Genomic DNA, 20209 nt, shown 5'->3' with positions numbered 1-20209 from the left:
TCATTCCCCGCCGCGGAGGATCGAGTTGCCCTCGTGGAGGGGGCCCGGGGAAGGGAGGTCGAGGTGGAGGCGTCCGCTGAGGCCGTAGAAGGCGACGGGGTTGCGCCACAGGACCTGGTCGACGTCGTCGGGCGTGAATCCGGCGGCGAGCATGGCATCGCCGACCTTGCGGGTCTTGAGCGGGTCGCTCCTGCCCCAGTCGGCGGCCGAGTTCACAAGGATGCGCTCGGTGCCGTACGCCTTGAGGATCGCGACCATCCGCTCCTCGTCCATCTTGGTGTCGGGGTAGATGGAGAAGCCGAGCCAGGCGCCGCTGGAGGCGGCCTCTTTCACGGTGGTCTCGTTGAGGTGGTCGAGCAGGACCCGCTCCGGGGGGAGGTGGGCCTCGCGGACGACGTCGAGGGTGCGGCGCAGTCCGGCCAGTTTGTCGCGGTGCGGGGTGTGGACGAGGGCGGGCAGGCCGTGGTCGGCGGCGAGCTGGAGCTGGGCGGCGAGGGCGGTGTCCTCGGCGGGGGTCATGGAGTCGTAGCCGATCTCGCCGACGGCGACGACGGAGTCCTTGACGAGATAGCGCGGCAGCGCGTCGAGGACGGGTGTGCAACGCGGGTCGTTGGCCTCCTTGGGGTTGAGGGCGAGGGTGCAGTGGTGGGCGATGCCGTACTGGGCTGCACGGAAGGGCTCCCAGCCGAGCAGCGCGTCGAAGTAGTCGAAGAACGTGGCGGGCGAGGTGCGGGGCTGACCGAGCCAGAACGAGGGTTCGACGAGGGCGCGGACCCCGGCGTCGTACATCGCCTGGTAGTCGTCCGTGGTGCGGGAGGTCATGTGGATGTGCGGGTCGAAGATGCGCATCAGGACTCCTCCGGGGGGACGGTCACGGCGAGGGCGCGGTGGAGGTCGGCGGGGACGGGGCGGCCCGCGGCGGTGCGTTCGGCGGCGTAGTCGGCGAGCATCCGGGCCAGTTCGGCGTCGCCGCGGGCACGCTCGGGCAGGCCGGCGACGGTGTCGAGCGGGACGCCGGTGAAGAGGCACTTGAGGACGGCGTGGCGCCAGGAGTGCGGGTCGAGGTGGGCGGCGGCGTACGGGCCGACGGCGGCGGCGACCAGCCGGGTGTCGTTGGTGCGCAGGGCGTCCTCGACCAGGGGCAGCGCTTCGGGTCCGGGGACCAGCGAAGGGAGGGCGAGCAGGACGGCGCGCCGCTCGGCGGCGGTGCCGTGGTGGTAGAGGCGGGTGAGGGTGTCCGTGTCGGCGCGGGCCTCGTGGAGGAGGAGGGTGCGTACGGAGTCGGCGTGGTCCTGGCCGCAGTGGCGGCCGGCGGAGGCGAACCGCAGCTCCCAGGAGGGCGGTCCGCCGGCGGGGCCGGGGTCCGGTGCGGTGGGGGCGGAAGCGGCGGCGTGGGCGGCTTCGGCGAGGGCCTCGTCCAGCCAGGCGCGGGCGGCGCCGCCGAGCCGGCCGTCCAGTTCCTTGCGGATCGGCGTCACGGTGCCGGCGCTCCCTTCGTGAGGAACTCGATGGACGCGCGGGCGAGTTCGGGTCCCGCGTGGGAGTGGCGTGGCAGTTCGACGACGGTCAGGCCCCGGTAGCCGGTGGCGGTGAGGGCCTCCAGGACGGGCGGGAAGTCGATCTCGCCCTCGCCGAACGGCAGGTGCTCGTGGACGCCGCGTCGCATGTCCTCGATCTGGACGTGGTGCAGCCAGGGCGCGGCGGCGCGGACGCAGTCGGCGGGTGGTACGGGTTCCAGGCACTGGCAGTGGCCGATGTCGAGGGTGAGGCCGAGGAGGTGGGGAGCGGGGTCGCCGAGGATGCGGCGCAGGTGGTGGAAGTCGTCGAGGGTGGCGAGGAGGTGACCGGGTTCGGGTTCGACGGCGAGGGGGACACCAGCGGTGTCCGCGGCGTCCAGGACGGGGGCGAGTGCCTCTTCGAGCCGCTTCCACGCGGTGGCGGGGGACGTGCCGTCGGGGATGGTGCCGCTGAAGCAGTGCACGGCGTGGGCGCCGAGGTCCGCGGCGATCCGCACGGCCCGCAGCAGCAGCCGGGTGCGGGCGGCGCGCCCGTCCGGGTCGGGGTCCAGCAGGGACGGGCCGTGCTTGCGGCGGGGGTCCAGGACGTAGCGGGCGCCGGTCTCGACGGTGACGCCCAGGCCGAGTTCGCCCAGGCGGCGGGCGACACGGTCGGTGCGGGCGGCGAGGTCCGGAGCGAGGGGGTCGAGGTGCATGTGGTCGAGGGTCAGGCCGACGCCGTCGTACCCGAGGTCGGCGAGCAGGGCGAGGGCGTCGTCGAGACGGAGGTCGGTGAGGCCGTTGGTGCCGTAGCCGAAGCGGAGGCCCGTGGGAGCGGGGGTGGCGGTCATGTGGGGCTCACCTTGCGTGCGAGCGCCCGGGCGAGCGGGGCGAGCCCCATGACGGCGAGCCCGGCGCCGAGGGCACCGCCGCGTGCGGCGAGCGCGGCCTGCAGCGGAATCATGGCGCGGATGCCGCCGCCGACGGCGCGTTGGGTGAGGTGTGGGGAGGGGTGGAGCGCGGCGTGGAGGAAGGGCACGCCGGCGGTGCGGGCATAGGCCGCGGTGCCGAGGACGGCGGCGAGCCCCGCCGTCCGCCGGCCCGCGGGCCGGCGGACGGTCCTGCGCCCACCCCAGGCGGCGGCGACACATCGCGCAGGGCCCCGGGCCAACAGGGCGGCCAGGGCGGTGGTGGCCGTGAGGGCGGCGAGGGGGGCCGCCGTCGAGCCGCCGTGGGCCTCGTGGCGGGAGACCGCCGTCACCGCGTAGGTGTGCGCCCCCAGCACGGCGGCCGACGGCAGGGCGGCCCGCGCCGCCCGGGCCGCCGCACAGCCCGACACCCGCGCCGCCTGACCCGGCGCCGGGGCGGCGGGGCCTGCCGTGGCCGTCGCGCCGAGGAGGAGGTCCAGGGCGCGGGCCGCCGCCATGGTGGCGGGGGCCGCGGGGGTGTGCTTGAGGTGGAGGTCGTACGACCAGACCGCCACCGCCAGGGCCGACGCCACCGCGAGGGGCGCGCGGCCCGCGCGGGCGGCGAGGGCCAGGCCCGTGGCGGTCAGCGCGGCGGAGGCGGCCAGGGCCGCGCGCGGGGTGACGCGCCCCGAGGGGAGCGGCCGGTGCGGGCGGTCGAGGGCGTCCTCGTCCCGGTCGGCCCAGTCGTTGAGGGCCATGCCCGCCTCGTACAGGCACAGCGAGGCGCCGGCCGCGAGCGCGGTGCGCCGGTTCGGTCGCAGGCCCGCCGCCGCGGCGCCGGCGAGCGCGTCGCCCGGCACGCTGAAGAGCGCGGAGACACGCAGGAGTTCCGCCCATGCCCGCAGCCGCCCCCGGCGGCGGTCCGGCGTGCCGAAGCTGCGGACCAGCAGGGTGCGGCCCCGCCCCGGTGCCACCGGCCCCGCGCCCTGTCCCTCCGCGCCCTGTCCCCCCGCGCCGCTCACCGGGTCCGCGCCTCGCCCCTCCGCGCCGCTCACCGGGACTCCCGCAGGCGGGTCGCGAACGCCAGGAGTGCGGCGTACTGGTCCGCGAGTGCGGCGGGGCCCGCGTCGGGGTCCTTGAAGTAGAAGCCGAGTTCGGGCAGGGGCCCGGTCAGGCCGGCCTCGTGGGCGCGCGCCACCAGGCGGGCCAGGTCCAGGACCAGGGGGGCGGCGAGGGCGGAGTCGCAGCCCTGCCAGATGGTCTGGAGGATCATGCGGGAACCGAGGAAGCCGTCGAACGCGATGTGGTCCCAGGCGGTCTTCCACTCCCCCAGCGCCGGGACGTCGTCGATGTGGACCTCGCCCTCCGGGGCGTGGCCCAGGATCTCGGCCAGGACGCGCTCCTTGCCGGCGTTCTTCGCGGCGGCGGCCGCCGGGTCGGCCAGCGCCGCGCCGTCGCCGCCGCCCAGCAGGTTGGTGCCGGACCAGGCCCGTACGGACAGGGCGCGCTGCAGGAACATCGGGGCGAGGACGGAGCGCAGCAGCGTCTGGCCGGTCTTGCCGTCCCGGCCCGCGTGCGGGACGGCGCTCGCGGCCACGGTGTCGGCAAGGGCCGGTGCGCGCAGCCCGGTGGAGGGGGTGAAGTTCACGTAGGGGCAGCCGGCCCGCAGCGCGGCGGCCGCGTAGAGGGAGCTGGGCGGCAGCCGTACGTCGTCGGGGTCCGGGACCGGCTCGGTGGAGGCGACGTTGACGACGACCGTGCGGGCCAGGCCCTGACGCGCGGTGAAGTCCGCGAGGTCGGCCGCGAACGCGGCGATGAGCTCCCCGTCGGTGCGCGTGTCGCCGGGCATCGGGCCGCCGGGGCGGATCTCGCCGTCCGCCGCGGCGAGTTCCGCCCGTACGGCGGCCGCCAGACCGTGCGGCAGGACGCCGGCCGCCGTCAGCTCCTCCGCCCGCTTGGGCAGCGGGCACTCCGCCGTGTCGTGTCCGCCGAAGACGAGGGAGGACAGGGCGGGCAGCCCGCTGTCCCGGAAGGGTGGTGTTTCGGTCACCATGCCCGTCGGCGGGTGCAGCCCCGCGGCGACCGCCGCGCATCCGGCCACCGCGGTCGTGGCCACGGAGCCTCTGGCTCCGACGAACCAGACCCCGACACGTCGATCGGCACGTGGATCAGCAGCGGACATGGCCGGCCTCCTCCATGAGGTGCGTGGAAGGCGGCGGGCGGGGGGTACGGCGCCTCCCCGCCCGCCGCCGGCTTCAGGACAGTTCCTTGAGCCGTATGTCGCGGAAGGACACCCGGTCCCCGGCGCCGTGGTTCTGCAGGCCGATGTGGCCGTCCCTCAGGCTCCGTTCCGGGTCGGTGTTGGTAAAGTCGTTGATCTTCACGCCGTTGAGGAAGACCTGGAGGCGCTCACCCCTGACCCGGATCTCGTAGGTGTTCCACTGGCCGGGCGGCCGCAGCACCCGGTCACGGGCCTTCAGGTCGGCCGACTTGAAGCCGTAGACGGCGCCCGTCGTACGGTCCGCGGCGTCCGTCGCGTCGATCTGGATCTCGTAGCCCTTGTGCACCGCCGACCAGGGGTCGTCGGAGGCCGGGAAGCCGACGAAGACGCCCGAGTTGTCGTCGCCCTCCGCCTTCCAGTCCAGTGTCAGCGAGTACGACGAGAACGACCTCGCCTGGTACCACAGCAGCCCCATGCCGCCCTCGGTGCGCAGCTCTCCGTCCACGACCTTGAAGCTGCCCGGCCCGGCCTGCTTCCAGCCCTCCAGGGTGTGCCCGTTGAAGAGGTCCCGGTGGCCGCTACGGGGCGAGCAGTCGGCGCGGACCTGGCCGGTGGCGTAGCGCAGGCCGCCCAGCAGGTGCTGCCGGAAGGCCGGTTCGGCGTAGGACTCGGCGGTGTGGCCGCCACCGGTGTAGAAGGCGCGGCCGCCTTCGTAACTCTGGCACCAGGCGATCGGGTGGTCGCCCTTCATGGTGCCGCCCTGGTAGGTGGTCTCGTCGAGGGTGGCGAGGACGCGGGCCTGGCCACGCGGGTTGGTGCGGTAGTTGTACCACTCGTCGGTGCGCTCCCAGCCTGCCGCCGGGACGTCCTTCATCGCCGGGTGGTCGTGGTCCTCCACCCGCACCGTGGCGGGCTGGACGTGCGGGTGCGAGGCGAAGTACGCGCCGACGAGCCCGCCGTAGAACTCCCAGTCGTACTCGGTGTCGGCGGCCGCGTGGATGCCGACGTACCCGCCGCCCGTGGTGACGTAGTTCTCGAACGCCTTCTGCTGCTCGGCGTTGAGCACGTCACCCGTCGTCGAGAGGAAGACGACGGCGTCGTACCGCGCCAGATTGCTCGTGGTGAACTGGCGCGCCTCCTCCGTCGCGTCGACCGTGAGGTTGCCGGCCGCGCCCAGCTCCTTCAGGGCGGCGATGCCGGCCGGGATGGAGTCGTGGCGGTATCCGGCGGTCTTGGAGAAGACCAGGACCCGCTTGGCGGTCCGGTCGACCGGGGTGTTCGACAGCTCGAAGTCGTCCACGTCGTACAGCGCTCCCGTCCCGCCCTTGAACACCAGGAACAGCTCGGTGGTCCGCTTCGGCACGGACCGCAGCGGTACGTCGACGTCCTGGAAGGTCTCCCAGCCGCCCGTCACCGGCACCGGCGCGGAGCCGAGCAGCGTGCCGCCGGCCGAACCGGCCCGTACCTCCAGGAAGCCGCCCGCGCCGCCGGAGGAGATCCGGGCGGTGAGCTTGGTCGAACCGGCGAGCAGGTAGGGCTTGAAGGAGATCCAGTCGCCGTCGTCGATGTCGCCGACCGTCCGGCCGCCGTGCGCGGCGGCCTTGTCGTACGTCCGGATCCCCGACTGTGCCGAGAAGTGCTCGGCCTGCCGGTGGCGCGGCTGCAGCTGCGCCTGGTCGTGGCTGGTCAGCGCGGCCTGGCCGCCACCCCCGCCGTCGGTGTACTCGGCGTCGAAGACGCCGAAGATGTTGGCGTTCGGGTCGTGTCCGCCGTCCGCCGACGTCTTGATGGTGCCCGAGCAGCCCTGGGCCGAGGTCACCGGGTGGCCGTGGCTGTCGTGGCCGAGGATGTACGTCACCTTGACCTTGGCGCAGTCGATCGTGCCGTCCTCGGGGTCGGTGACGGTCACCTTGAAGGGGATCTCGTCCCCGAAGGAGAACAGCGCGCCGTCCTGCGGAAGGTCGAGCGTCACCTTGGGCGCGGTGTTGCCGACGACCACGTGGACGCTGGCGGAGCCGGTCCGTCCGCTCGGGTCGGTGGCGGTGACGGTCGCGGTGTAGGTGCCGTTCCTCCGGTACGTGTACGTCGGGTGGGCGGCCGTCGACGTGCCGGTGCCGTCGCCGAAGTCCCAGCGGTAGGTGAGGGCGTCGCCGTCGGCGTCGGCCGTGCCCGCCGAGGAGAAGGCGACCCGCAGCGGTGCCTTGCCGGAGGTCTTGTTCGCCGATGCCTCGGCGACGGGCGAGCGGCCGCCGGTGGCGTTCTCGATCCGGTACAGGCCCGCGTTCTCGTCGCCGCCGAACCAGGCGGTGCCGTAGTCGAGGACGTACAGCGCCCCGTCCGGGCCGAAGGCCATGTCCATCACCTGGGTGCCGGTCCACGGCACCGGGTTGATGGACTGCACCGCCCCGTCCGCACCGTGTTCGATGCGCTTGATCCAGCGGCGCCCGAACTCGCCGGCGAAGAAGTCCCCGTCGTACGCCTCCGGGAACTTCACCGGTGACGTGTTGGTGGGGTCGTAGCGGTAGACCGGTCCGCCCATCGGGGACTCCGACCCGGAGCCGAACTCGGGCAGGGACCCGCCGTCGTACGGGATCCACGCGGGCTCGGCGGGCGGCAGGTCGACGAGGCCGGTGTTGAGCGGCGAGTCGTTCCTGGGCGCGGCGCAGTCGAAGGTGGCGCCGGAGGTCTTGGTGGCGAAGTCGTAGTCGACGTACGGGTCGTTGTCGCCGGTGCAGAACGGCCAGCCGAAGTTGCCGGGCTTGGTGACGCGGGCGAACTCGACCTGACCGGCCGGGCCGCGCGCGGGGTCGGCGGTGCCCGCGTCGGGGCCGTAGTCGCCGACGTACAGCACGCCCGTCTTCCGGTCGACGCTGAAGCGGAAGGGGTTGCGGAAGCCCATGGCGTAGATCTCGGGCCGGGTCTTCGCCGTGCCGGGGGCGAAGAGGTTGCCGTCCGGAACGGTGTACGAGCCGTCGTCGGCGACCTTGATGCGGAGGATCTTGCCGCGCAGGTCGTTGGTGTTGCCGGAGGTGCGGCGGGCGTCGTAGGCGGGGTTGCGGCCGGGGCGGTCGTCGATGGGGGTGTAGCCGTCGGAGGCGAAGGGGTTGGAGTCGTCGCCGGTCGACAGGTACAGGTTGCCCTGCGCGTCGAAGTCGATGTCGCCGCCGACGTGGCAGCAGATGCCCCGGGTGGCCGGGATGTCGATGACCTTCTTCTCGCTGGTGTTGTCGAGCGTGCCGTCGGCGTTGAGGGTGAAGCGCGAGAGGCGGTTGACGCCTTCGTACTTCGCGAAGTCGGCCGCCGTGCCGTCGTTGGGGGCGTCCCCGGCCGGGGTGTCGAGCGGGGGCGCGTAATACAGGAAGATCGCGCGGTTCCGCTCGAAGCCGGGGTCGAGGGCGATGCCCTGGAGGCCCTCCTCGTCGTGCGAGTAGACCGGGACCGTGCCGATGACCCTGGTGTTGCCGGCGGCGTCGGTACGCCGGAGCTCGCCGCTGCGCGAGGTGTGCAGCACGCTGCGGTCGGGCAGCACGGCCAGCGACATCGGTTCGCCGACCTCTTCGCCGCCCTTGGCGAGGGTGACCTGCTGGAACTGCTCCTCGGCGGACACCTCGCCGGGGGTCGCCCCGGCAGGGGGCGACGCGCCGAGCGCGAACGACGTCAGGGCGAGCAGTCCGCCGGTGAGGAGAGCGAGGGCCTTGCGCCCTCCGAGCTGCTTTCTGTGCACGAATGTCCTCCGGAAAGGGCCGGTGGTACGTGTCGTGGGGCCGGGAGCGTCCGGGGACCGGCGTGCGCCGTCACGCTGGTCGGGTCCTGCGGGTGTCGGGTCCTGCGGGTGTCGGGGCTTGCGGGTGTCGGGTCTTGCGGGTGTCGGGTCTTGCGGGTGTCGGGGCCTGTGGTGTCCCGCGACACCTCAGGGACCGTAGCGGGGTTGTTCCGGGACCGAAAGCCCTTGTGCGCGACTTCGGTTGAACTTTCTCCCGGGGAAGGACAAAGCCGGGTCCGGGCAGGCCGGACCGGCCCGGCGGACGGTCCGCCGCCGGGCTCCGGCCTGCCGTTACGGGTTACTCGGCGCCTCCGAAGGCGGCGTCGAAAGAGGCGGTCGGCGGCTCGAAGTCGTACCGCTTCAGCGTGGCAAGCGCTTCCGGAGCGCCCTGCAGCCGGTCCATGCCGGCGTCCTCCCACTCGACCGACACCGGCCCGTCGTAGCCGATGGAGCGCAGCATCCGGAACACGTCCTCCCACGGCACGTCCCCGTGCCCGGCCGACACGAAGTCCCAGCCGCGCCGCGGGTCCCCCCACGGCAGATGGGAGCCGAGGCGGCCGTTGCGGCCGTCCAGCCGCCGCCGCGCCTCCTTGCAGTCCACGTGGTAGATCCGGTCCCGGAAGTCGAAGAGGAAGCCGACGGGGTCGATGTCCTGCCAGACGAAATGGCTGGGGTCGAAGTTCAGTCCGAAGGCCGGGCGCCGGTCCACCGCCTCCAGGGCGCGCTGCGTGGTCCAGTAGTCGTACGCGATCTCGCTCGGGTGGACCTCGTGGGCGAAGCGCACGCCCTCCGCGTCGAAGACGTCCAGGATCGGGTTCCAGCGCGCGGCGAAGTCCTCGTACCCGCGCTCGATCATCCGCTCCGGGACCGGCGGGAACATCGCCACCAGGTGCCAGATCGACGAGCCGGTGAAGCCGACGACGGTCCGTACGCCGAAGGCGGCCGCCGCCCGCGCGGTGTCGGCGAGCTCGCGCGCCGCCCGCTGCCGCACGCCCTCGGGGTCGCCGTCACCCCAGATCCTGGGCGGCACGATGGCCTGGTGGCGCTCGTCGATCGGGGCGTCGCAGACCGCCTGGCCCACCAGGTGGTTGGAGATCGCCCAGCAGGTGAGCCCGTACTTGTCGAGCAGGGCCCGCCGACCTTCCAGGTAGGAGGGGTCTGCGAGGGCCTTGTCGACCTCGAAGTGGTCGCCCCAGCAGGCGAGTTCCAGACCGTCGTAGCCGAAGTCGCGGGCGAGCCGGCAGACCTCCTCCAGCGGCAGGTCGGCCCACTGGCCGGTGAAGAGGGTGAAGGGACGGGGCACAGCGGACCTCCTACAGCGGTACGGGGGTGTAGACGGCGTTCTTCTCCGCGCTCTCCTCCACGGCCGCCAGCACCCGCTGCACCTGCAGCCCGTCGGCGAAGGACGGGACCGGGCCGGCGCCCGCGGCGATGGCGTGCACCAGGTCGCGCGCCTGGTGCGTGAAGGTGTGCTCGTAGCCGAGGGCGTGGCCCGGCGGCCACCACGCCTCCAGGTACGGGTGGTCCCGCTCGGTGACGAGGATCCGGCGGAAACCGGCCGACTCGACGGGATCGGCCCCGTCGTAGAAGGACAGTTCGTTCAGCCGTTCCAGGTCGAAGGCGAGCGAGCCGCGCTCGCCGTTGAGCTCCAGGCGCAGGGCGTTCTTGCGGCCCGCCGCCATCCGGGTCGCCTCGAAGGTGGCCAGCGCCCCGGAGGCCAGGCGCCCGGTGAACACGGCCGCGTCGTCCACCGTGACCGCCCCGCGCTCGGCGCCCCCCGACGCCGAGAGCCCGGCCGACGCCCCGGCGAGCAGGGGCCGCTCCCGTACGAAGGTCTCCGTGAGCGCCGAGACCCCCACCAGCCTCTCCCCCGCCACGTACTGCGCCAGGTCCACGATGTGGGCGCCCAGGTCGCCGAGTGCGCCCGATCCGGCGTGCTCGCGCCGCAGCCGCCAGGTGAGCGGGAAGTCCGGGTCGACGAGCCAGTCCTGGAGGTACGTCACCCGGACGTGCCGCAGGGCGCCGAGGCGCCCCTCCGCGACGAGCTGCCGCGCGTACGCCATGGCGGGCACGCGCCGGTAGTTGAAGCCGACCATCGCCACCTGGCCGCGCCCGCGCGCCCGCTCGGCGGCCGCGGCCATGGCCTCGGCCTCGGTGACCGAGTTGGCGAGGGGTTTCTCGCACAGCACGTGCTTGCCCGCCTCCAGCGCGGCGATGGCGATCTCGGCGTGGCTGTCGCCGGGGGTGCAGACGTCCACCACCTGTACGTCGTCGCGCGCGACGAGGTCCCGCCAGTCGGTCTCGGCGGCGGCCCAGCCGTGTCTGTCCGCGGCCGCCCGCACGGCCGCGGCGTCGCGCCCGCAGACCGCGGCGAGGACCGGCCGCAGCGGCAGGTCGAAGACCCGGCCCACGGTGCGCCAGCCCTGGGAGTGGGCGGCGCCCATGAACGCGTACCCGACCATGCCGATACCGATGGTCCGCTCCCGCTGTGGCTCCTGGGCCTCCCGGGCCTCCTGGGCCTCCTGCGATGCCGCCGGCGGTGCCTCCTGCTGTGCCATACGGGTTCCTCCTCGTCGTGTGCGCGGTGGGGGCGGGCGGACCAGGGGTCAGCTGAAGCCCGTGGGCAGGTACTCGTCGACGTTCTCCTTGGTCACCACCGCCGAGTACAGGGTGATCGAGGCGGGGATCTCCAGCTCGGACATGCCGCCGACGCCCTTCTTCTGGCCCAGTGCTCGGGCCAGGTCGATGGCGGACGCGGCCATGGTCGGCGGGTAGAGGACGGTCGCCTTGAGCACGCTGTTGCCGGCCTTGATGGCGTCCATCGCCGACTTGGCCCCGGCCCCGCCGACCATCAGGAAGTCGTCGCGGCCCGCCTGCTGGATGGCGCGCAGCGCGCCCACGCCCTGGTCGTCGTCGTGGTTCCACAGCGCGTCGAACTTCTGCTGGGCCTGGAGGAGCTGGGCCATCTTGGCCTGGCCGGACTCGACGGTGAACTCGGCGGCCTGCCGGGCCACCTTGCGGATGTTGGGGTAGTTCTTCAGGGCGTCGTCGAAGCCCTGGGTGCGTTGCTTGGTGAGCTCCAGGTTGTCGAGCCCGGCGAGCTCGACGACCGTGGCGTCCGGCTTGTCCTTGAGCTGTTCGCCGATGTACCGGCCGGCGTTGAGGCCCATGCCGTAGTTGTCGCCGCCGATCCAGCAGCGGTACGCCTGCGGGGACGCGAAGATCCGGTCGAGGTTGATCACGGGGATGCCGGCCTTCATGGCCTGAAGGCCCACCTGGGTGAGGGCCTTGCCGTCGGCCGGCAGGATCACCAGCACGTCGACCTTCTTGTTGATCAGGGTCTGGATCTGCCCGATCTGGGTGGCGGTGTCGTTCGACCCTTCGGTGATCTCCAGCGTCACCTCGGAGTACTTCTTCGCCCGCTCCTTGGCGTTGACGTTGATGGCGTTGAGCCAGCCGTGGTCCGCCTGCGGTCCGGCGAAGCCGATGGTGACGGGCTCGCCCGGCTTGTCGTCGGCGGCCGGGGCGTTGTTGGTGGCGGGCGTGGAGCTCTTGGGTTCGTTGCTGGTGCAGGCGGTGAGGAGGGCGCCGGCGGAGACGGCGGCGGTGCCGAACAGCAGCCCTCTGCGGCTGGTTTGTGGCATGGCGGTGGAACCCTTCCGGTAGGGCGGTGTCACACGGGGCAGGGGACGGGGCGAGGGGGGTGGCGGGGTGTCAGGCCTGGGGCCGGTCTGCGGATCAGGCCTCGCCGGGGCCGCGCGCGGTGCGGCGCTGGACCAGAACGGCGGCGACGATGATCGCGCCCTTGGCGATCTGCTGGACGTCGCTCTGGAGGTTGTTCAGGGCGAAGATGTTGGTGATCGTGGTGAAGACGAGGACGCCGAGCACGGAGCCGACGATCGTGCCGCGCCCGCCGCTCAGCAGCGTTCCGCCGATGATCGCGGCGGCGATGGCGTCGAGTTCGTACAGGTTGCCGTTGGTGTTCTGGCCGGAGCCGGACAGGACGATCAGCAGGAAGGCGGCGATGCCGCAGCACAGCCCGGACAGCAGGTAGAGGTAGAGGCGCTGGCGGCGTACGTCGATGCCGGCGAGCCGGGCCGCCTCGGCGTTGCCGCCGACGGCGACCGTGCGCCGCCCGAAGGTGGTCCGGTTGAGCACCAGCCAGCCGATGACGGTGACGGCGGCGAAGACCAGCACCAGCGGCGGCACACCGAGGAGGTACGCGTCCGGGACACCCAGGTCGAGGACCGACTGGACGGTGACGATCTGGGTCCTGCCGTCGGTGATCTGGAGGGCGAGGCCCCGGGCCGAGGCGAGCATGGCGAGGGTGGCGATGAAGGGCACCATCCCGCCGTACGCGATGAGCAGGCCGTTCACCAGGCCGCAGCCGAGCCCCACGACCACGGCGGTGAAGAGGATGCCGGCGAAGCCGTACTCCTGGGTGGCGACGGTGGTGGCCCAGACGGAGGCGAGGGCGACGATCGCGCCGACCGACAGGTCGATGCCGCCGCTGGTGATGACGAAGGTCATGCCGACGGTGACGACGCCGATGACGGACGCCTGGGTCAGCACCAGCTGGAGGTTGGAGCCGGCGAGGAACTGGTCCGGCTTGGTGATGCCGCCGACCGCGACGAGGACGGCGAGGACGCCCAGCAGCGACAGGTTGCGGACGTCGGCCCGCAGGCCGAGGGACGGTCGGCCACCGGCTTTGCCGACGGGTGGTTCGGCGGTCGTGACGGGCGCGGACTGCGTCATGACGTCGGACTCCCTTCCATGACGAGGTCGAGTACGCGGTGCTCGTCGAGCTCCCGGGCCGGTGCGGTGTGGACGACGTGGCCCTCGCGGAGCACCAGCACCCGGTCGGCGAGGCCCAGCACTTCGGGGACCTCGCTGGAGACGAGCAGGACGGCGAGCCCGTCGTCGGCGAGGCGCCGGATGACGGCGTACAGCTCGGCGCGGGCGCCGACGTCGACCCCGCGCGTCGGCTCGTCGAGGAGCAGGACGCGGCAGCCGCGCAGCAGCCAGCGGGCGAGCACGGCTTTCTGCTGGTTGCCGCCGGAAAGGGTGCGGACCGGGGCGTCGGGGTTGTCGGGGCGCAGCGACAGCTCGCGGGTGGCGCGGCGGGCGGCCGCGCGTTCGGCGGTGCGGTCCAGCCACCCGGCGCGGGCGAAGCGGGGCAGGGAGGAGACGGAGACGTTCCGGGTGACCGACTCCAGCATGAGCAGGCCCTGTGCCTTGCGCTCCTCGGGCGCGAGGCCGAGCCCGGCGCGGACGGCGGCGCGGACGCTGCCGGGGCGCAGCGGCCTGCCGTCGACGAGGACGCGCCCGGCGGTCGGGCGGCGGGCGCCGTAGATCGTCTCCAGGATCTCGGAGCGCCCGGAGCCGACCAGTCCGGCGAAGCCGACGATCTCCCCGGGGTGCAGCTCGAGGTCGACCGGCGCGAACTCGCCCGTACGGGCCAGCCCTTCGGTCTTCAGGACGGGCACCCGGGTGGGGGCGAGGGCGGCGGGGGGCCGCTCGGGGAAGACGTACGCGACGTCCCGGCCGGTCATCATGGCGACGATGTCCCGGGTCGGGGTGTCCTCGGCGGGCAGTCCCCCGGCCACGGCACGCCCGTCCTTGAGGACGGTCACCCGGTCGCCGATGCGCCGGATCTCCTCCAGGCGGTGGGAGATGTAGACGACGGCGACGCCACCGGCGGTGAGGTCGGCGACGATCCGGAAGAGGTTGGCGGTCTCGTCGGGGTCGAGGGCGGCCGACGGCTCGTCCATCACGATGAGCCGTACGTCGTGGGAGAGGGCGCGGGCCATGGAGACGATCTGCCGCTGGGCGGCGGAGAGTTCGCCGACCGGGCGTGCCGGTTCGATCTCGGGGTGGCCGAGGCGGCGCAGCAGGGTGGCGGTGTCGGCGCGGGCGCTCCTGCCCCGCACGACGAACCCGGCGGTGGTCGGCTCGTGGCCGAGGAAGACGTTCTCGGCGACCGACAGGCCCTCGACCAGGTCGAGTTCCTGGTAGATGGTGGCGATGCCGAGGCGCATGGCGGCGATGGGGGACTTGAGGGTGACGGGTGTGCCGCGCCAGGTGATCTGGCCGCCGTCGGGCTGGTGAGCGCCGGCGAGCACCTTGATGAGGGTGGACTTGCCGGCGCCGTTCTGGCCGAGGAGGCAGTGGACCTCGCCGGCGCGGACCTCCAGGTCGACGCCGTCGAGGGCCCGGACGCCGGGAAAGGCCTTGGTGATGCCGGACATGGTGAGGAGCGGTGGTTCTGGTGTTGCCATGACGAATCCCCTCGGCGGGCGAGTGCGGTGCCGGTGAGCGGACAGGGCGGGGTACCAGGTGTGCGCGCTGTACGTGTGTGCCGTAGGTGTGAGCGGTGCGTGTGCGCTGTGCGTGTGTGCTGTACGTACGGGGCGAGGCGTAAAGGCGTGCGGGGTCAGGCGTGGGGCGTGGAGCGTGCGGGGTGGAACGTCCGAGGTGGGGCGTACGGGGTGGGGCGGGTTCCCGAGCGGTGCGGCTCAGGCCGGGGAGAACAGGTGGTCGCTGATGAGCCGGGCGGCGCCGATGACTCCGGCGGCCGCGCCCAGCTCGCCCAGCACGATGGGCAGGTTGCCGGTGGCCAGGGGCAGGGAGGTGCGGTAGACCTGGGTGCGGACGCTGGCGAGGAGGGTGTGGCCGAGGCCGGTCACCCCACCGCCGATCACCACCAGGCCCGGGTTGAAGAAGGAGACGAGCCCGGCGATGACCTGGCCCACGCGGTTGCCGCCCTCCCTGATGAGGGCGAGTGAGGTGGCGTCCCCGGCGGCCGCGGCCGCGGCGACGTCCACGGCGGTGAGCCGTCCCGCCGCCTCCAGGCGCCGGGCGAGCTCCTCGGACTGGCCGGCGCGCGCCGCGTCCTCGGCGTCGCGGGCCAGGGCCGCGCCGCTGAAGTGGGCCTCCAGACAGCCCCGGTTGCCGCAGGCGCAGGCGCGGCCGTCCGGGACGACCTGGATGTGGCCGATGTCGCCGGCGCTGCCGGTCGTACCGCGGTAGACCTGGCCGCCGACGACGATGCCGCAGCCGATGCCGGTGCCGATCTTGACGCAGAGGAAGTCGCCCACGGAGCGCGCGACGCCCGCGTGCTGCTCCCCCATCGCCATCAGGTTCACGTCGTTGTCGACCATGACCGGGCAGCCGAGTTCCTGGCTGAGCGCCTCGCGGACCGGGAAGCCGTCCCAGCCGGGCATGATCGGCGGCGCGACCGGTACGCCCTCGGGGAAGCGGACCGGTCCGGGCACGCCGATCCCGGCGCCGTCGAAGCCTTCGGCGAGGCCGGACGCCCGGAGCTTGGCCGCCATGGCGAGCACCTGCTCGAAGACGGCGACCGGGCCCTCGCGCACGTCCATGGGGTGGTTCAGGTGGCCGAGGACCTCCAGCTCGGCGTTGGTGACGGCCACGTCGATGGAGGTGGCGCCGATGTCGACGCCGAGGAAGCGCAGTTGGGGCGCGAGGCGGATGTTGTGCGAGCGCCGTCCGCCGCGCGAGGCGGCGAGGCCGTCGGCGACCACGAGGCCGGTCTCCAGGAGCCGGTCCACCTCGACGGCGAGCTTCGAGCGCGACAGGTCCACCTGATCACCCAGCTGGGCGCGGGAGTTGGGGCCGCCGTCGCGCAACAGCCGCAGCAGCCGCGCCTGGTGCGCGTTGGCGGGTCGAGCCGTCATCCGTCTCACGCGCCCCTCCCCGCCGTGTGGCCGGCCTCCGTCGGCTTTCGGTGGGGAACGTAGCAGCGCTTTGCCGCAGGGGGAAGAAGTTGCGCGGCAATCCGCGCGAACTTTCTCCACACCGAGGACAAAGCCGGTGCGCAGCCGGGGCCCGGGTCCTGTCAGGGGATGCGGACGACCTGGCCCGCGTACGAGAGGTTCCCGCCGAAGCCGAAGAGCAGCGCGGGCGCCCCGGAGGGCAGGTCGCCGCGCTCGACGAGCTTGGCGAAGGCCATCGGGATGGAGGCGGCCGAGGTGTTGCCGGACTCGGTCACATCGCGGGCGATCACGGCGTTGACCGCGCCGATCTTCCGGGCGACCGGTTCGATGATGCGCAGGTTCGCCTGGTGGAGCACGACCGCGGCGAGCTCCTCGGGCGCGACACCCGCCCGCTCGCACACCCGGCGGGCGATCGGCGGCAGCTGGGTGGTGGCCCACCGGTAGACCGTCTGCCCCTCCTGGGCGAAGCGCGGCGGGGTGCCCTCGATCCGGACGGCGTGACCCATCTCGGGGACCGAGCCCCACAGGACGGGGCCGATTCCGGCGTCCGGTGCCGCCTCGACGACGGCCGCGCCCGCTCCGTCGCCCACCAGGACGCAGGTGGTGCGGTCGGTCCAGTCGGTGACCTCGGTCATCTTGTCGGCGCCGATGACCAGCGCGCGGGTCGCCGAGCCCGCCCGTATGGCGTGGTCGGCGGTGGCGAGGGCGTGGGTGAAGCCCGCGCACACCACATTGAGGTCCATGGTGGCGGGCGAGCCCATACCGAGCCGGGCGGCGACCCGGGCCGCGGTGTTCGGGGAGCGGTCGATCGCCGTGGAGGTGGCGACGAGAACAAGGTCTACGTCGGCGGGGGTGAGCCCGGCGGAGGCGAGCGCCTTGGCGCCGGCGTGCGCGGCCATCTCGTCGACCGGCTCGTCGGGGCCGGCGACGTGCCGGGTGCGGATGCCGACCCGGCTGGTGATCCACTCGTCGCTGGTGTCGACCAGCGCGGTCAGGTCGTGGTTCGTCAGTACCTTGGCGGGCTGATAGTGCCCGAGCGCGGCGATACGAGTGCCCGTCATGCCCGGGACCCCCTTGGTTGTGCGATGCGTGGCCCCCAGTCTTGCCAGCGACTCGTGAGTAACCGGGCAGCCTTTCCGACAGGAATTACGGCCGCGCCTTGGAGATTCCGCAACATCGTTCGGTCGGGGCGGCCGGGGCCGCCGGCCCGGGAGGCCCCGTGTGCAGGAGAATGAGGTCGTCGAGGCCGCGCCAGAACCGAGGCCGCCAGAACCACGGACAGAACCGGGGCTGATCAGCAATGGGACGGGTCACCGAACGCCGCCGCGTCATCCGCATCCGCGACGGGGCCGTCTCGGCGCGTCCGGACACCCTGGTCGCCGAGGAGCCGCTGGAGATCCGGCTGAACGGCAAGCCCCTCGCCATCACCATGCGTACGCCGGGGGACGACTTCGCGCTCGCGGCCGGTTTCCTGGTCAGCGAGGGGGTGCTCGGCTCGGCGGCGGACGTGCGCGCCATCGTGTACTGCGCGGGCGCCCAGGACGACGGGACGAACACGTACAACGTGGTGGACGTGCAGCTCGCGCCGGGGGTCCGGGTGCCGGACATCACGCTGGAGCGGAACGTCTACACCACGTCGTCGTGCGGGCTGTGCGGCAAGGCGAGCCTCGACGCCGTCCGCACCACGGCCCGCTTCCCGATCTCCGACACTCCCCCGCTGCGGATCGAGCCCGCGCTGCTGGCGGAGCTGCCCGACCGGCTGCGCGCGGCGCAGCGGGTCTTCGACCGGACGGGCGGGCTGCACGCGGCCGCCCTGTTCTCGGAGACCGGTGAGCTGCTCGACGTACGGGAGGACGTGGGGCGCCACAACGCCGTGGACAAACTCGTCGGCCGCGCGCTGCGCGAGGACCGGCTGCCGCTGGACCGGGCGGTCCTGCTGGTGTCGGGACGGGCGTCGTTCGAGCTGGCGCAGAAGGCGGTGATGGCCGGGATCCCGGTGCTGGCCGCGGTGTCGGCGCCGTCGTCGCTCGCCGTGGACCTGGCCGCCGAGACGGGCCTGACGCTGGTCGGCTTCCTGCGCGGCCCGAACATGAACGTGTACGCGGGCGAGGAGCGCATCGCCCTCACGGCGGAGGCCTCCCGGAATTAGCGGCCGGCGCCGCCCCTAGTTCCGGGGCGGGTCGATCATCTGGAGTGCGAGTGTCTCCGGGGGTGCGGCGAGGCCGGGGCCGCCGGCCTCGACCCAGGCCAGGATGTCGTCCAGGCAGTCGTCGTCCAGGGCCCAGCCCACCCACGCGGCGCGGGCGCCGCGCCGTCGGCCCTCGGTCGAGGGCTGGACGACCACGACGTTGGCCTGGCCGCAGGGGCCGAGGCAGTCGCTGGTGCGGACGGCGAGGCGCCCGCCGGACGCGGCCGCGGCCTCGCGCAGCCGCCGCAGCTGGCCCGCGTGGTCGGTGCCGGGGTTCTTGCGGGCGTCACCGCAGCAGCAGCCCCGGCAGACGACGAGGGAGCAGGGGCGGGAGGCGCCGGGGCGTATCCAGGTGCGGCCGGAGTGGGGTGCGGGCATGGCCCTCACGGTAGCGGCCCTCGTGATCATGACGCGGCGGCGGGGTGCGCGATCCGCTTCAGCAGGGCGACGAACCGGTCGCGTTCGGCGGGTTCGAGATCGGCCAGGAGCGCGTCGTTGGCGCGGTCGGCGGCGCGTTCACAGCGGCGCAGGCGGCTGACGCCGTCGCGGGTGACGGTGATGGCGTTCTTGCGGCGGTCGGTGGGGTCGGGGGCGCGGGTGACCAGGCCTTCGGCCTGGAGGTCGTTGAGGATGCCGACCATGTCCTTGGGGTCGATGGCCAGACTGCGGCCGAGCTCGGCCTGGGCGACCGGCCCGAGCTCGGCCACGGCGGACAGGACGGCGTGGTGCCACATCTTCATGCCCTGTTCGGCGAGGGCCGCGGCGACGAGCGCGCGGCCGCGGGCGGCGGCGCGGCCGAGGAGCCAGCTGGGCAGGGCGGTGATGCGGGAGGGGGCGGGCGGGGTGTCTGCCATGCCCTCAGCCTACGCCGAAACCGTTGGACTTCCCCACGATTTCTCCTTTACCGTTGGGCAAACCAACGATTTTGGAGAGGGCGGTGGGCGCCATGCGGCGTGTCCGGTACGAGGTCAACGGCGGCCCCGAGGTGCTGTTCCTGGAGGAGGTCGCGGCCCCGGTGGCCGGGCCCGGCGAGCTGCTGGTGCGGGTGGAGGCGATCGGTGTCAGCCTCCCGGCCGTGAAGCGGGTGCGGGAGGCCGCCGAGCCCCTGCCGCTGGGTGGCGAGGTGGCCGGCACGGTGGAGGCGGTCGGCGAGGGCGTGACCGGGTTCGCGGCCGGCGACCGGGTGACGGGCATCTGCTTCACCCACGGCTACGCCGAACTCGCGGTCCTGCACACCTCGATGGCCTCGGTCGTGCCGGACGGCGCGACGGCGGTCGACGCGGTCGCGCTGGTACGCGGCGGGCTCGTGGCGCGGGGCGCGTGGGAGGCGGCGCGGCCGGTGGCGGGCGAGTCGGTGCTGGTGACGGGAGCGGCGAGCGGGGTCGGACAGCTGGCGGTGCAGGTGGCACGGCTGAACGGCGCCTCCCGGGTCGTCGCGGCGGCGGGCTCGGCGGCCAAGGCGGAGTTCCTGTACGGGCTCGGCGCCGACGAGGTGGTCGCGTACGGGGACTCTTCCTGGGGCGAGCCGGTCGACATCGTGCTCGACGCCGTGGGCGGCGACCTGCTCACGCCCGCGGTCGCCGCCCTGGCCCCGGGCGGCCGGCTCGTCGCGTACAGCTCCGGCGGTGGCACCGTGGCGGCGTACGACCTGCTCGTCGGCGCCAAGTCGGTGATCGGCTTCCAGATGGCCCACCTCGTGCGCACCCGTCCCGCCGTGTACGCGGCGTGGCGCGACGAGCTGTGGCGCCTGCACGCGGAGGGCCGCCTGCGCGCGGCCGTCCACGCCGCGCTGCCGCTGGAGTCGGCCGCCGAGGCGCACGCGCTGATCGAGGCCCGCGCGAACCAGGGGAAAGTGGTCCTGGTGCCGTGACCGCGGCCCGTGGCCCGCGCCCGCGAC

General features: G+C 73.6%; 17 protein-coding genes. 2 read left to right on the top strand and 15 right to left on the bottom strand.

Going from position 1 to position 20209, the window contains the following annotated elements; all coding sequences use genetic code 11:
* The 13 genes from AC07FJ_RS05580 to AC07FJ_RS05520 all read right to left on the bottom strand — a co-directional run bounded on the left by AC07FJ_RS05580 (position 1) and on the right by AC07FJ_RS05520 (position 17185).
* A complete protein-coding gene (locus AC07FJ_RS05580) occupies positions 1 to 849 on the bottom strand; it encodes a TatD family hydrolase (protein WP_479045574.1) in 849 nt (282 codons plus the stop codon).
* On the bottom strand, positions 849 to 1478 hold the full coding sequence (locus AC07FJ_RS05575; protein ID WP_479045572.1) for an EboA domain-containing protein: 630 nt from the start codon (positions 1476 to 1478) through the stop codon (positions 849 to 851). Before AC07FJ_RS05575 ends, AC07FJ_RS05580 begins: the two co-directional genes overlap by 1 nt.
* Positions 1475 to 2347, bottom strand: coding sequence for a sugar phosphate isomerase/epimerase family protein (locus AC07FJ_RS05570; RefSeq protein ID WP_479045569.1), 873 nt, complete (start codon positions 2345 to 2347; stop codon positions 1475 to 1477). Before AC07FJ_RS05570 ends, AC07FJ_RS05575 begins: the two co-directional genes overlap by 4 nt.
* Entirely contained in the window at positions 2344 to 3459 is a 1116-nt protein-coding gene (locus tag AC07FJ_RS05565) for an SCO3242 family prenyltransferase (protein ID WP_479045567.1), read from the bottom strand. The genes AC07FJ_RS05570 and AC07FJ_RS05565 overlap by 4 nt, the downstream gene beginning before the upstream one ends.
* Positions 3456 to 4586: an inositol-3-phosphate synthase gene (locus AC07FJ_RS05560; RefSeq protein WP_479045565.1), complete on the bottom strand. Its 1131-nt coding sequence runs from the start codon at positions 4584 to 4586 to the stop codon at positions 3456 to 3458. Before AC07FJ_RS05560 ends, AC07FJ_RS05565 begins: the two co-directional genes overlap by 4 nt.
* Before the next feature lie 73 nt (positions 4587 to 4659).
* On the bottom strand, positions 4660 to 8349 hold the full coding sequence (locus tag AC07FJ_RS05555) for a ThuA domain-containing protein (RefSeq protein WP_479045562.1): 3690 nt from the start codon (positions 8347 to 8349) through the stop codon (positions 4660 to 4662).
* Positions 8350 to 8686: 337 nt separating this feature from the next.
* Positions 8687 to 9691 carry a sugar phosphate isomerase/epimerase family protein gene (locus AC07FJ_RS05550; protein WP_479045559.1) on the bottom strand — a complete coding sequence of 335 codons (1005 nt, stop codon included), beginning with the start codon at positions 9689 to 9691 and terminating at the stop codon, positions 8687 to 8689.
* A 10-nt stretch (positions 9692 to 9701) separates the two neighbouring features.
* Positions 9702 to 10850, bottom strand: a complete 1149-nt coding sequence (locus AC07FJ_RS05545; protein WP_479046889.1) for a Gfo/Idh/MocA family protein — start codon at positions 10848 to 10850, stop codon at positions 9702 to 9704.
* A gap of 144 nt (positions 10851 to 10994) precedes the next feature.
* Positions 10995 to 12032 carry a substrate-binding domain-containing protein gene (locus AC07FJ_RS05540; RefSeq protein ID WP_479045557.1) on the bottom strand — a complete coding sequence of 346 codons (1038 nt, stop codon included), beginning with the start codon at positions 12030 to 12032 and terminating at the stop codon, positions 10995 to 10997.
* A gap of 94 nt (positions 12033 to 12126) precedes the next feature.
* Positions 12127 to 13143 (bottom strand): ABC transporter permease, encoded by a 1017-nt coding sequence (locus AC07FJ_RS05535; protein WP_361415633.1) that lies wholly within the window; start codon positions 13141 to 13143, stop codon positions 12127 to 12129.
* Positions 13140 to 14666, bottom strand: a complete 1527-nt coding sequence (locus tag AC07FJ_RS05530; protein WP_479045555.1) for a sugar ABC transporter ATP-binding protein — start codon at positions 14664 to 14666, stop codon at positions 13140 to 13142. The genes AC07FJ_RS05535 and AC07FJ_RS05530 overlap by 4 nt, the downstream gene beginning before the upstream one ends.
* Before the next feature lie 237 nt (positions 14667 to 14903).
* Positions 14904 to 16085: an ROK family transcriptional regulator gene (locus tag AC07FJ_RS05525; protein ID WP_479045553.1), complete on the bottom strand. Its 1182-nt coding sequence runs from the start codon at positions 16083 to 16085 to the stop codon at positions 14904 to 14906.
* Between the two features lie 161 nt (positions 16086 to 16246).
* Complete coding sequence (locus AC07FJ_RS05520; RefSeq protein WP_479045550.1) at positions 16247 to 17185, bottom strand: beta-ketoacyl-ACP synthase III; 939 nt, start codon at positions 17183 to 17185, stop codon at positions 16247 to 16249.
* A 239-nt stretch (positions 17186 to 17424) separates the two neighbouring features.
* Here AC07FJ_RS05520 and fdhD point away from each other — a divergent pair, with 239 nt between their 5' ends.
* Positions 17425 to 18273: a formate dehydrogenase accessory sulfurtransferase FdhD gene (gene fdhD / locus AC07FJ_RS05515; protein ID WP_479045548.1), complete on the top strand. Its 849-nt coding sequence runs from the start codon at positions 17425 to 17427 to the stop codon at positions 18271 to 18273.
* A gap of 15 nt (positions 18274 to 18288) precedes the next feature.
* Here fdhD and AC07FJ_RS05510 read toward each other — a convergent pair whose 3' ends face one another.
* Positions 18289 to 18690: a (2Fe-2S) ferredoxin domain-containing protein gene (locus AC07FJ_RS05510; protein WP_479045546.1), complete on the bottom strand. Its 402-nt coding sequence runs from the start codon at positions 18688 to 18690 to the stop codon at positions 18289 to 18291.
* A gap of 26 nt (positions 18691 to 18716) precedes the next feature.
* On the bottom strand, positions 18717 to 19166 hold the full coding sequence (locus AC07FJ_RS05505) for a MarR family winged helix-turn-helix transcriptional regulator (protein WP_479045544.1): 450 nt from the start codon (positions 19164 to 19166) through the stop codon (positions 18717 to 18719).
* A gap of 92 nt (positions 19167 to 19258) precedes the next feature.
* Between AC07FJ_RS05505 and AC07FJ_RS05500 the strand changes: the two genes are divergently transcribed.
* Complete coding sequence (locus AC07FJ_RS05500; RefSeq protein WP_479045542.1) at positions 19259 to 20182, top strand: quinone oxidoreductase family protein; 924 nt, start codon at positions 19259 to 19261, stop codon at positions 20180 to 20182.
* Positions 20183 to 20209 lie beyond the last annotated feature (27 nt).

It is taken from the genome of Streptomyces sp. NPDC045998, assembly GCF_056430285.1.
The sequence above is the reverse complement of the archived record's forward strand: the minus strand, read 5'-3'. Positions and strand labels throughout refer to the sequence as shown.

Coding starts and splice junctions, on each gene's coding strand:
- AC07FJ_RS05560 (WP_479045565.1), bottom strand. CDS start 4,586: ATGTCCGCTGCTGATCCACGTGCCGATCGACGTGTCGGGGTCTGGTTC.
- AC07FJ_RS05545 (WP_479046889.1), bottom strand. CDS start 10,850: ATGGTCGGGTACGCGTTCATGGGCGCCGCCCACTCCCAGGGCTGGCGC.
- AC07FJ_RS05530 (WP_479045555.1), bottom strand. CDS start 14,666: ATGGCAACACCAGAACCACCGCTCCTCACCATGTCCGGCATCACCAAG.
- AC07FJ_RS05510 (WP_479045546.1), bottom strand. CDS start 18,690: ATGCCCGCACCCCACTCCGGCCGCACCTGGATACGCCCCGGCGCCTCC.
- AC07FJ_RS05500 (WP_479045542.1), top strand. CDS start 19,259: ATGCGGCGTGTCCGGTACGAGGTCAACGGCGGCCCCGAGGTGCTGTTC.
- AC07FJ_RS05580 (WP_479045574.1), bottom strand. CDS start 849: ATGCGCATCTTCGACCCGCACATCCACATGACCTCCCGCACCACGGAC.
- AC07FJ_RS05505 (WP_479045544.1), bottom strand. CDS start 19,166: ATGGCAGACACCCCGCCCGCCCCCTCCCGCATCACCGCCCTGCCCAGC.
- AC07FJ_RS05520 (WP_479045550.1), bottom strand. CDS start 17,185: ATGACGGGCACTCGTATCGCCGCGCTCGGGCACTATCAGCCCGCCAAG.
- fdhD (WP_479045548.1), top strand. CDS start 17,425: ATGGGACGGGTCACCGAACGCCGCCGCGTCATCCGCATCCGCGACGGG.
- AC07FJ_RS05525 (WP_479045553.1), bottom strand. CDS start 16,085: ATGACGGCTCGACCCGCCAACGCGCACCAGGCGCGGCTGCTGCGGCTG.
- AC07FJ_RS05540 (WP_479045557.1), bottom strand. CDS start 12,032: ATGCCACAAACCAGCCGCAGAGGGCTGCTGTTCGGCACCGCCGCCGTC.
- AC07FJ_RS05570 (WP_479045569.1), bottom strand. CDS start 2,347: ATGACCGCCACCCCCGCTCCCACGGGCCTCCGCTTCGGCTACGGCACC.
- AC07FJ_RS05535 (WP_361415633.1), bottom strand. CDS start 13,143: ATGACGCAGTCCGCGCCCGTCACGACCGCCGAACCACCCGTCGGCAAA.